The following is a 12,188-nucleotide window of genomic DNA, read 5'->3' on the forward strand; positions in this document are numbered from 1 at the left end:
AAGACACTTGAAAATTACTTTTCAGATAGCCTCTTTTGTTTCTCATATTCAGTATACAATTATTTAAGAATTAATTAGGTGAAATACGTACCGCAGTTCCTGTTACAGAAACAACAAGTACTGATGAATTGGATACAGTTTCAATATCTACTTTAATACCTACTACAGCATCTGCATATAATGCTTTAGCATTATCTCTTAATTTTTGAAAAGCCTCTTCTTTTATATTGGCTAATCCTAATTCATAAGCTTCATAGTACTTTTTCATACTAAACATATCTTTAAAAGACATTTTAGTTCCTTTATAGGTGTAAGAAGAGTTGTAAGAAATACCAGTAACTATTCCTTTATATTCCGTTATTTTATGTCCTTCTATAGAGTTAGTTGTTGTTAAAATCATAGGTGTTGTTTTTACTATTAGTATTTAAAAATAATATTTTGTTACATTTTCAAATTTAGAAACCAACAGCAGTATCATCACCTCTATGATCTGCACCAGCCTCCAATCTTCCATCAGGTAATACCAAAATAGCATCAACTTTACCAATTACGGGTGAATTTGTTTCGTCTAGAATATATCCCAATGCTTTGAGTTCATTTTTAATATTTTCAGAAAAACCATTAGGCTCCATTTTAATATCATCAGGTAGCCATTGGTGATGAAAGCGTGGTTGATTCACCGCTTCTTGCATTCCCATATTGTATTCGTGGACATTTAGAATAGTCTGTAAAACTGAAGTAATAATCGTTGAACCTCCTGGGGTACCTACAACCATAAATAGATTTCCATTCTTCTCAATAATAGTTGGTGTCATAGAACTTAACATTCTTTTTTTAGGTTCAATTTTATTTGCTTCAGCACCAACTAATCCAAACATATTTGGAGTACCCGGTTTACTGCTAAAATCGTCCATTTCATTATTCAAGAAGAAACCTAATTCGCTGCAATATAGTTTTGAACCAAAAGCGGCATTAATTGTTGTAGTTACCGAAACAGCATTCCCAAATTGATCAACAATAGAGTAGTGGGTAGTTTCATTGCTTTCTGAAAATGTAATGCTACCATGAGAAATGGTATTAGAAGAGGTAGCTTTGTCAAAAGAAAAACTTTCCATTCTTGAACTACTATAGGTTTTACTAATTAAAGTTTCCTTAGGAATATTTACAAAATCAGGATCCCCAAGAAAATGACTTCTATCTGCATAGGCTCTTCGTTCTGCTTCAGTAATTACTTGAATTGATTTTGTTGAATTATGCCCATATGCAGCTAAATCATAAGGTTCTATAGCGTTCATGATTTGCGCTAAACAAATTCCTCCGCTAGAAGGAGGAGACATTGAAATAATTTTTAAATCATCGTATGTAAACACTATTGGCGTTCTCCATTTTGCTTCATAGGTAGCTAAGTCCTCTTCGGTAATTATTCCACCATTCTCTTGCATGAATTTAGCTAAGGTTTTTGCAGTTTCACCTTTATAAAACTCATCACGACCATTTTGTTGAATTCGTGTTAATGTTTCAGCTAAAGATATGTACTTTATAGTATCACCTTTTTTCCAGTTATTATCTAATAGTATTTTTTTGGAGTTTGCTTTTCTAAAACCTGGTGTATGTTTTATTAAACGCTTTTCTTGTTTTTGAGTCACTACAACTCCTTTTTTGGCTAAGTCAATAACAGGTTGTATAATTTCTTTCATAGGTAGTGTCCCAAATTTTTGATGAGTAGCAAAAACACCTGCAACTGTACCTGGAATTCCAACAGCCATAGCTCCTAATGTACTTTTATCGGGAATTACATTTCCTAAAGAATCCAAATACATATCTTTAGTAGCGGCAAGAGGAGCTTTTTCTCTATAGTCTAAAGCACCAATTTCTCCATTATTTTTTCGATAGACCATAAATCCACCACCACCAATGTTTCCTGCATATGGAAAAGCAACAGCTAACGCCAATTCAGTAGCAACCATAGCATCAAAAGCATTTCCTCCTTTTTTTAGAATATCAGCTCCTATTTTAGAAGCTTCTTTTCTAGCAGAAACTACTATAGCTTTTTCTGTAATTAGACCAATTTCAGGTTGTTTTTTACAATTGGTGAGTAATAAAATAAATAAAAGAATTGTAAAACTTTGTTTCATAAGGTTGAAGTTATTAGGTAGTGTTTGGTTGAAATGTATTATTTTTTATCGATTTCTGTAGTTACGAAGTCGATTAATTCTATCATAAAAGTTTGAAAATCATTTTCAAGATCTGAATAACGTAATTTTAAATCTTCAATAGCTAAATTCATTTTAGACCTCCCTTTCGTACGTCGGTTCATTCCGTTTAGAACATCTTGAATACCATCAATAAACTGATAATTATATAACCAGTTGTATTGAATCATATAGGGTAGTAATTCTTGTGTTTTTTCTGGTAATATTTCTTTATTCTTTTCTAAAAGTTGATAAATACTATCGGTATAAATATCTAATGGAATTTGAGAATAATCTCCCCAGTTCTTAGCTAAAAAATGATCGTAAAAAATATCGATAATAACGCCGCTATACAAGCCATATCGCTCATGTAAACGTCGTTTACTTTTACGTACAATTGTATTGGCATCTGTGAATGTATCTATAGCTCTATGTAGGTAAATTCCTTTTTGTATGTCTTCTGGATAGTGCTTAAACTTATTTCCTTTTACATGATCAGCTATAAAATTGCCAATCATTATTTGCACATTATTTGGAGATAAATAGAGATGAGCTAGAAAATTCATTGCATAAATGTAAGCAAAAAAAGATAATGGTTTTCCTATTACTTAACACTAAAATATTCTTTAAATGAAAGAGGATCTCCTTTTGGTGTAAATCCTTTAATTTCTATTTGAAATTCACCTGTAACATCTGAAGTATAAAAAACAATTTCATTTTTAGTGGAGTCTACATTAGGATCCCAATATAATTGTGTTCTATAATCAGGAACTTGCATGTTGATCTTGTTATGCTCTTGAAAGAAGTACTTCTTTTTAGGTTGAATATTCATTATTTTAAATTCTTGAATGGAATTTGAAACTGGAACGTAATCTTTTTTAAAAGTGTTGATAAAAGTAATACCTTGATAAATAGAATTGCCGTAGCAGTATTTCTGATTAATTACAGAGATTGAGCTGATTTTACTACAATCATAATTCAAAAAACTATCATGATCATATACAATATGACCATCAACAATCAGTAGTGAAGGAATATTACCTACTGCACCTGTAGCTTTAGTATCTCCAGAAGGGACTATAATCTCTTGTTTTTGATCGATACGCCTAATTTTTGCACTACTAATTATTTCAACAAAAGTTTCTTGCAATGTTTTAAATCGTTTATAATCATCTAATCGATATGTTGTTTTTTTATGGTTAAGTAGCGAGTCATTATATACCAAGGGTAAAATGATATCTTCTTTTACGGTATAATACGCGTTTTCTATTTGAGCATAAATACTACGTTCTTTTATTGTATTTATGTTGTTTTGAGTTAGTTTGATTGGTGAGGAGTTATCATTTTCTTTTTTAATTCCTTGGTCTTCTTTTAGTTTGATACTAAAATCCGAAGCATTAGTATCAAGGATTTGGATGTAAACTTTTTGACTATTCACATTAGGAATATTGAAATAAAATTCTCCAATAGTATTTGTTGTGGCAATTAAAGGTAAATGACTATGATCTATTGATAAGGAAATTAATTTGTTAGCTACATTTTTGTTGTTGTTGCTTTCTATTTTTCCTTTGATTAGATTTCCTCTTAGTTCTGGTAGAAACATAGTGTTTTGATATGTTATTTTGTCAAAATCGGCGTTCTTTTGGTTTTTTAAATTAAGATGAAAATTATCTTTTTTTCTTACGGATATTGAGAATTTATCAATTTGTAACGTTTTGATTTTTTCTAAATTCAAAAGTACTTTCTCTCTTTTTTGATATATTGTTTTATCAGTAGAAATTTGTTCACTTGTAGTTAAAATAGTGTTCTTTTTTGATATGATTTCTTGATCTGACTGCGCAACTATTCTATCTGAAAAGGGATTGATAATAACAATGGAATTTTCGAAGTAATTTGTGTAGTTTTTCATCCATTGGGTATAGCAAATTAATGTATAGGTATCTGTTTTTAGAGAAGGATTGATAAAAAAATCACCATAACCTATTCCTTTTTCTAACGCTATTTTTTGTTTTAAAACAGAAGTGTTTTCTGAAGATAATAACTCTATATAGGCTATTTTACTGTAATTTGAGAGTTTATGATTTTGATTAAAGCAATAAATCTTATAATACAGTTTTTCCCCAGTAACAAGAAATTCATTATTGTAATGAACTGATATCTGTTCTTTAGGAAATTTGGATAAATCGATTGTAGAAATAGACTCCGATTGTGAATATGAAATCGAAACGATAGCGAGGAGTAAAAATGTAATTATTTTCATTAGTAATAATGTTTAATCTATCCAAAAACTTGGAGCTACAGGTTGACCAACTCGAGTACAATCGCCACATGATTTTCCGATTAAAATATAAGGTTGATTACTGTCAAGAGGATCATTAGAAGGGTTATTGGTAAAATGAATATATCCATTTTCTAGTAGGTTTAATAGCGGAGAGCGTCCAAACTGATCTTCTATAAGTGGGTTAGGCCTATCTAAACAAGCAGAAGTTGTTACGTAGTTTGTGAAATCTGTTGTAGTAATATCTTTTCTATTGATATAGAAACGTTTGGAATATACTGAGGAAACTTCAAAAAATCCAGAGACTTTAGCATTAGATATATTTGTTTCTGCACTAATATTACTAGGAATATTTCCTAATTGTACTTGAGAAAAAATCTGATCAGGATCTGAAAATGTACTTAATAATTCATAATAATCGTAGGTATTTTTATTCAAGACATATTGATCTACTTTAATACTGTATCGTAAACCAATAATATAACTATCTAAAGGAATTGTTCTAATAGGAAAAGCAGCAACACGATCTTCGGCCAATGTTTTAGTTTCAGTAACCATAATTTTTTTAATTTTTTGATTACCATAGCAGAAACCTACACCGTCTATATCGGGATCTTTATCTTCAGTAGTAAAGGAATATGGATTTTCGGAAAGAAGTTTAATTCTTCTAGGACTCCAATGAATAGCCCTTACTTTATAAGTTTCGTCATAAGTATATCTATAATAATTAGCATTTTGATTTGTGAGAATACTATTTACCTTAATCACTACTACTCGTTGATTATTATCGTCTGATTCAACATCAAAATCAAGATGATTAATTTCTGAAGTTGTAGGCAATTGTTCTGAAGAGGATTTGTACTTTATTCCTTTCGGAGTTTCTATGTGTAATGTATATGATTTGGAAGATTCAGCAGCAAATTGAGTGATAGAAGTATACTCGCCATTTTCATTTTCTTGAAAATTATATACTGTACCAGTATCATCAGTAATAAATACTGTAGCATTTTCCAAAGGATTAGGTTCAGTAGCATCAATTTGTATAGTATTTGAAAGTACTACCGTATGATTTTTAACTTCATTAGTTAAAATTGCTTTAACTACGATGTTTTCTTCCAGTGTTATATTATCAATTTCTAAAAGCTGTGTACAATTCGTAATTAGAAAGATAACTAATAAAAAGTAAAAGTAGTGTTGACGCTTTTTCATTTTTTAGAATTTAAAATTATAGGTAATAGTTGGAATGGGAACAGAAAAGATAGAGTTTTGATAGCTTTGTACATTTCCATTAACAGATTCAAAAAAGACAGAGTAAGGGTTATTTCTACCCAAAACATTGTATACAGAGATGTTCCAAAAACTATGAGCGAATTTTTTTATTTTATGATTTCCTTCAATATTTATTCCGACATCCATTCTATAGTAATCAGGTATTCTAAACTGATTTCTATTACTGTAGGTTAAAAACTCTATATCGTTAATTATAAATTTTCCTGTAGGATAGGTAATAGGTTTACCTGTTTGATAGGTGAAGTTTACAGATAAACTATATCGCTTAGTAAATTTATAATTTAAAACAGCATTAACATCATGCGGTATATCGTAATTAGTTGGAAAAAAGTTACCATTATTCACCCTTTCTTCATCAAACATACTATTTAACTGAATTAGAGATCTAGAATAACTGTATCCCAACCAACCGTTTAAGCGACCATTATTTTTTCTGAATAAAAATTCTACACCATAAGATTTTCCTTTTCCTTGAATTACTTCAGTTTCAATATTTTCATTTAATAACAAATTAGCACCTATTTTATAGTCTAGTAGATTGTTATATTCTTTAAAATACCCTTCTAAACTAAATTCGTAATTATTGTCTTCAATATTTTTAAAAAGACCTAGAGATAACTGAGATCCTTCTTGAGGTTTTATATTAGAATCAGAAAGCCTCCAAGTATCTACAGGTGTAGCAGTTGTATTGTTATTTAATCGATGTATATATTGAAATGATTTATTATATCCAGCTTTAACAGAAAAACTATTGGTAAAAGAATATCTTCCAGAAATTCTGTAGCTTAGATTATGATATGTTTTATAAATAGAATTGTTATCGTGATTAATTGTGTTTACTAATGTTGATTCATTTTTAGGAAGATCACTTTCGTAAATTCTTTCTGAAGAAGGTCCTAAAGCTAAAAACTGATTCAATCTTAGCCCAAGATTAAAGTTTAGTTTTTTATTGATCTTAATTTCATCTAATACAAACAAACTATTCTCTAATGCTTTTTCTTGTGATATATTAAGTGGTATAGTTTCAGAATTTTCTCCATTAGGAAGTATAGACCCTGGATTTATTGTATATAGTTTAAATTCTAACCCATATTTAAAATCATGCTTTGCGGAATATTTATATTTCATTAAGAGTTTTAAATCTGTTTCATTGATACGATATTTCAAATTAAACCCTTTATTAGTATCGTCACCTTCATAATCTATATTAAAAGTATAATTACTATTAGAAAGCGTTAAGTCTCCTGTGTTTTTAGCATTAAATTTATGTTTCCAGTTTAAAGAGACTAAAGTATTTCCGTATTCATTTATGGTATCTGATGCAATTTGATATTGATCTCTGCTGTGGTATCCTGTTACTTGTAAAGAATTTTTTTCATTTATAGTATGCTTGTACTTGGCAATCACATCAAAAAAAGAAACACTACTATTTTTAATATCTTCATTATCTATAAGGTCTAATATCCAATCAGAATATGTACTTCTTGCACCTAATACTAAACCAGATGTATTATTAATAATTGGTATATCTATGTTGACATTTCCAGTAACTGGACCTACAGAAGCTTCACCAGAAAGCTTTTTTGTGTTAGGGTCATTTGTTTGTATGTCAAAAACAGAAGACAGTCTTCCTCCATATTCTGCTGGAATATTTCCAGTATATACTTTTAAATTATTTGTAGTAAATGGATTAATAGCTGAAAATAATCCTAAAAAGTGTGTAGGGTTATAAATTACGCCATTATCTAATAAAAATAAGTTCTGGTCTACTTTTCCACCTCTTACATTTACGCCTTCAGATCCTTCTCCTGCTGATTTAATTGCGGGCAAAGTAATAGCAACTTTTAAAATATCTCTTTCTCCTAAAATAGTCGGAATAGTTTTAATGTCTTTAGCTTTAATACTACTAATTCCAGCTATAGTCTGCCTTATATTTTTAGTTTTATTAGCGTTAATAACAACTTCATCCAATTGTTCGGATATTTCGTTAATAGAGAAATTAAGTATACCATTATTGTAAATAATTAATTTTTTGGTTTCATTTTTGAATCCACTAAAAATGGTTTCTATTTGATTCTCACCGTAGGAGAGGTTTAATTTAAACTGTCCGTTTTTATCAGTAGTTGTATAATTACTTTTTTGACTACCAATTATGGTTACGCCCTCAAGGGGTACACCTGTTTTATCATTAGTGATAATACCTGTTAAAATGTACTTTTCTTTTTTATTATCAGTTTCTTTTCCAATTTTTATATACTCATTTTTTATGTCAACAGAAGAATTTACAAAAATAGGTGAGTCTATTTGTGTAGTATTATCACTGTTTTCATAGACACTTTTTTTAATTAAATTTCCTTTAGTTAAAATGATTTTAAATTCTTCTAAAATGTAATAATTAATATTGCTTGTTTGTAAAAGATCATCTAAGACTTTTTCAATTTTTGAGTTGTTATAAGATATTGAGTATGTTTTTTTTGTAAACCATTCGTCTAAGAAATAAAAATGATAATTAGTGTTTTTTTGAATCAATTTAAAGATTTCTATAGCTGTTACATTTTCAGCTTCTAGTGTAATTCTTTTTTCTTTTTCTTGCGATTGAGCTATGGAAAATAATAGACTAGTTAATATGAAGAGTAGCTTTTTTTTCATTATTCATATATTACTTTCATGAGTTCTATACTAAATTCTTTGAAGTCGTTTTTGAGTTGTTTTTTGTGTTTTTGGAAGAATTTTGAAATTACTTTTTTCTTTTCTGGAAAGATTTTTATAAAATCTCTTTTAGACTTTACAATCGTATATTGTTCATCTTTTTGAAGAATATATAGATCTTTTTCCTTTTTGAATGTGTGATGTACAAAGTTTTTATCTTGATTATCTTTACTCACTTTGCGATGCTTTCTGAAAAGAGAATAATGTTTATTTGAAGCTATTTTTTCTATAAATCCATATGGCTTGGTTTTAATGAAAGAAGTTGCTCCAATTTTAAAATTTTCCACAAATTCCTTTTCAGGTATAATTGATATATGTTGATTTAAATTTGAGATTTTTAGAACAACATAATCGTCTACGATATCATATTTTATAAAAACGTTATAGAAAATTTCATTTCTATATGTTATACTTCCTTTTTGGAATACGTTTGTTTTAAAAAAATTATGAGTTTCCTTACTTCTTTTTATATATTTTTCCTTATAAACAGTACCATAACTTAATTTTGTGTTTACATTATTTATAGTATTATCTAAAAGAGAATAAAGTAATTCGTGTTGCTTTGTGTCCTGACTTAATAAGTTTTGGAGAAAAAGCACACTGAGAAAGAAGATGGTTAACTTCTTCATATCAGATTTTTAGCTTGGTTAATTACTATGCAATTTAAAAATTAACACGTAGTAAAAAACGATAAGTACTTATTTTGCTATTTTGTTTTCATAAAATGAGAATTAATATGAAGTATCGTTAGTTTTGTTGTGTCGAAAGTGAAAGAATAAAATAAAAAAACACAGTTATTAAAAAATAACTGTGTTTTACGTAGCTCTTATGGGGATTATAGCTAGATAAAATTCTTATTATTTTACACTAAAATATTCTTTATAAGAAATAGGTTCGCCATTTTGTGTAAAACCTTCAATTTCTATCTCAAAATCACCTATAACATCTGAGGTATAAAAAACAACCTGATTTTTTGATACATCTATATTGGGATTCCAATATAATTGTGTTCTATAATCTGGAATACGTTGCTTTTTACTAGTGTTTTGATATGTCTCAAAATAGTATTTTTTAGGTAGTTGAGCTTTAACGATATCAAAACTTTTAATGTAATCTGATTGAGGGATGAATTCTTGTTTAAATGTTTTTACATCAATTAATCCTTGACAAATTTGTCCTCCAAATACATATTTATCTCTAACCACAGCTATGCTTTCTATTTTTTTTGGATCAATATCAAATAATTGATTATGATCATAAACAATATATCCATCTACAATTAACAGTGTTGGTAGAAATTTTTGCGTTTTAGCATTAGGTTCTCTAACATGCAAAGAATATGTTTCACCTTCTTTAGTATAAAAAACGCTTTCTAAAACTTCAATAATTGTTTTTTTAACAGTTTTAAATCGTTTATAATCATCTAATAAAAAAGTTTCTTTTCTTTCGTCGAAGCTAGATTTTGATTTTGATAATGCTATTAATGTGTCCTGTTTAATTTGTTTGTAAGCGTTTTCTACTTGTAAGTAGAAAGCTCTGTCTTTTATAGCTTCAATTAAGTTGTTGTCTAGATCGATTTTAGTAAAATTATCAAACTTCTTATCTATGGTATTATTTGTGATCAACTTGATTTCGTATTTATCCCTAGTTTCATCAAAAACTTGAAGAAGGATTTTTGAAGCACTAATGTCTTTTAGATTAAAATAAAATTCACCTTTTTCATTAGTAACACCACTTCTAGAAAAAGTATCATCATTAACTACAGATAAGCCTATTTTTACATCTGAAACACTGTATAATGAATCTTTAGATTTTATTTTACCATGAATTAAATTACCTCTTACTTCGGGTAAGTAAAAACTATTGTTTTTGATTTTTTGGTATTGGTTTTTAGAAAAGTTAACACTTGTTGTTTTATTGGGTATTTTGTTATTTGTTTGTTTTATAGAAATAGAGTATTTACCATCTTTAAGCTTATCTTTTAAAGATAGATTCACTTTTTCTCTTTTTGTGTATGTTTTTAAGGTATTGTTTCTTTTTAAACCTTCCGCGGAAGTTGACGTTTTACTAATTAGATCATTACTTTTAAAAGGATTAATAATAAAAATATTCTCTTCAAAGAAGATGTTTTCATTTTTCATCCATTGTGTGTAAGCGATTAACTTGTAGGTTTCAGAGTTTAAATTTGGGTCAATAAAAAAATCACCAGAGCCTAAACCATCTTTCAGATTTATCTGTTGTTTAATAACACTTTTATTCTCAGAATTAAGTAATTCTACATAAGCGATTTTACTAATTTTAGAAAGCTCATCTTTTCCTTCCAAAAAATTATATAATGTATAATAGAGTTTTTCTCCGGTTAATAAAAAGTTCGAATTTGCGTGGACATAAATTTTTTCTTGGGGTAATGCTTTTAAATTGTCAACGAAATTTTCAGATTGCCCAATTAATAATGCATTTATAAAAATAAATAGTGTTGATAAAAGTTTCTTATTCATGAGTTAATTTTTAGTCGATCCAAAAATCGGGTTTTACATTAGAGCCAAAAACAGTACAATCTCCACAAGGTCTTTTTACCATAACAAATGGTAAGTCATTCATATCATCAACATCAGTAAGTCCAGAATCTCCAAAATTATAAAATATATATCCTTCTTGTATAGCTTCTTCTAAAGGTCTACTTCCAAAATTCCCAAATTTTGGAATTACTCTTGGCTCACAGGTTTCAGGAAAGTCGCTAAATTGATTTTGTAGAACATCTTCTTTATTAAAGAAAAGGCGCTTAGTAGCTACTGAATTCACTTCGAAGAAACCAATTACTTTTTCTTCTGGATCAGTATCCGAAAAAATGTTTCCTTGAATAAAGCTAACCTGACTTTGAGCAAATACATTTTCTGAAGTAGAAAACTTATCTAAAATTTCAAAATAGCTGTAAGCATTTAATGTTTGAACATATTGCTTTACAAGGATACTATAGCGATCTCTTAATATAAAATCTGTAGGAGGAATAGAACGTATTTTAAAATCGACAACTCTGTTTTCAGATAAATTGGAAGTTTCTGCTTGTAAAATTTCACTAGAAACATTAGTTCCATAGCACACTCTTCCAAATTCAGGATCAGCTCTCTTTACTGCTAATGGAGGGTAAACAGATGTATCCAATGTAAAAGAACTCCAAAAACGTGAAACAATTTGGTAGGTTTCCTCATATTCATAGAAAAAATATTTAGCATCAGCATTATTACTAAATGAATTGACAGTTATTTCTACTTCATCTTCATCTTCAAACTGTTTTTTAGTTACTTTAAAATTTATAGCTTCTACTTCAGCAGTTTCAGTAAGATTTTGATCTGTAGAGCTATATGTTTTCCCATTTTGAGTTTCAATTTTTAATTGGTAAATGGTATTTGCTTTAGCTGAAAAACTATTATCTGTTGTATAGACTCCCGCTTCTTGTTCTGTAAAATTATGTACAATAGTGCCATCTTCTATAACAGAGACTTTAGCATTTCTTTCAGGGCTAGGATCAGTAGAGTCTATTTGAAAAGTTCTTGATAATTTAATGGTATGAAATTTATTTTCATTGGTTAATCTACCTTCAATAACTAAAACATCTTCAAAAGTTAAATTAGTAGTTTCAAAAGGTTCTATACAACCTATTATAGAGATCAACATGAAACTGAATACTGAAACGATTTGTATTTTATAATTTTTCATAG

General features: G+C 28.6%; 9 protein-coding genes. All 9 read right to left on the reverse strand.

Features of this window, described 5'->3' with window-relative positions; translation table 11 throughout:
- Positions 1-70: 70 nt before the first annotated feature.
- Positions 71-400 carry a YbjQ family protein gene (locus tag BVC87_RS05115; RefSeq protein WP_075341280.1) on the reverse strand — a complete coding sequence of 110 codons (330 nt, stop codon included), beginning with the start codon at positions 398-400 and terminating at the stop codon, positions 71-73.
- A gap of 55 nt (positions 401-455) precedes the next feature.
- Complete coding sequence (ggt, locus tag BVC87_RS05120; RefSeq protein ID WP_075341281.1) at positions 456-2,135, reverse strand: gamma-glutamyltransferase; 1,680 nt, start codon at positions 2,133-2,135, stop codon at positions 456-458.
- A 38-nt stretch (positions 2,136-2,173) separates the two neighbouring features.
- Entirely contained in the window at positions 2,174-2,758 is a 585-nt protein-coding gene (locus BVC87_RS05125) for an acyl carrier protein phosphodiesterase (protein ID WP_075341282.1), read from the reverse strand.
- A gap of 38 nt (positions 2,759-2,796) precedes the next feature.
- Positions 2,797-4,452 carry a hypothetical protein gene (locus tag BVC87_RS05130; protein WP_075341283.1) on the reverse strand — a complete coding sequence of 552 codons (1,656 nt, stop codon included), beginning with the start codon at positions 4,450-4,452 and terminating at the stop codon, positions 2,797-2,799.
- A 12-nt stretch (positions 4,453-4,464) separates the two neighbouring features.
- Positions 4,465-5,679 (reverse strand): DUF4249 domain-containing protein, encoded by a 1,215-nt coding sequence (locus tag BVC87_RS05135; protein WP_075341284.1) that lies wholly within the window; start codon positions 5,677-5,679, stop codon positions 4,465-4,467.
- Positions 5,680-5,682: 3 nt separating this feature from the next.
- Positions 5,683-8,409 carry a TonB-dependent receptor gene (locus BVC87_RS05140; protein WP_075341285.1) on the reverse strand — a complete coding sequence of 909 codons (2,727 nt, stop codon included), beginning with the start codon at positions 8,407-8,409 and terminating at the stop codon, positions 5,683-5,685.
- Positions 8,409-9,098, reverse strand: coding sequence for a hypothetical protein (locus BVC87_RS05145; protein ID WP_075341286.1), 690 nt, complete (start codon positions 9,096-9,098; stop codon positions 8,409-8,411). The genes BVC87_RS05140 and BVC87_RS05145 overlap by 1 nt, the downstream gene beginning before the upstream one ends.
- Positions 9,099-9,326: 228 nt before the next feature.
- On the reverse strand, positions 9,327-10,967 hold the full coding sequence (locus BVC87_RS05150; RefSeq protein WP_075341287.1) for a hypothetical protein: 1,641 nt from the start codon (positions 10,965-10,967) through the stop codon (positions 9,327-9,329).
- A 10-nt stretch (positions 10,968-10,977) separates the two neighbouring features.
- On the reverse strand, positions 10,978-12,186 hold the full coding sequence (locus BVC87_RS05155; RefSeq protein WP_075341288.1) for a DUF4249 domain-containing protein: 1,209 nt from the start codon (positions 12,184-12,186) through the stop codon (positions 10,978-10,980).
- Positions 12,187-12,188 lie beyond the last annotated feature (2 nt).

Source organism: Tenacibaculum agarivorans (assembly GCF_001936575.1).
Taxonomy (GTDB): Bacteria; Bacteroidota; Bacteroidia; order Flavobacteriales; family Flavobacteriaceae; genus Polaribacter; species Polaribacter agarivorans.